The following is a 400-nucleotide window of genomic DNA, read 5'->3' on the forward strand; positions in this document are numbered from 1 at the left end:
CAGGATCTACATTCTCAGTAATTACAGGCGTAATGTCGTTACCACAAACATCAGTTACAACAGGTGCTGTAGGTTGTGTTACATCTGCTAAACATTCTACTGTAGAACTAGCATTAGCAGGCACCACAGGTAAAGATGTTACATCAATTGTGTATGTATATGTATAAATAACTTCGTTACCTGCACAGTCTGTATAAGTGAACGTATAAATTTTATCTCCTTCACAAATAGGATCTGCATTTTCAGTAATTACAGGTGTAATGTCGTTACCACAAACATCTGTTACAACAGGTGCTGTAGGTTGTGTAGCATCAGATAAACATTCTACTGTAGAACTAGCATTGGCTGGCACCACAGGTAAAGTTGTTACATCAATCGTGTATGTATACGTATAAACCGA

Annotated in this window: 1 protein-coding gene; it reads right to left on the minus strand. The window is 37.5% G+C overall.

All coding sequences use genetic code 11. The features are described from left to right. Nucleotides 1–400: hypothetical protein (locus Q0842_RS16090; RefSeq protein WP_298500518.1), on the minus strand; the 400-nt coding region annotated here is incomplete at both ends.

This window comes from uncultured Algibacter sp., assembly GCF_947495675.1.
Classification (GTDB): Bacteria; Bacteroidota; Bacteroidia; order Flavobacteriales; family Flavobacteriaceae; genus Algibacter_B.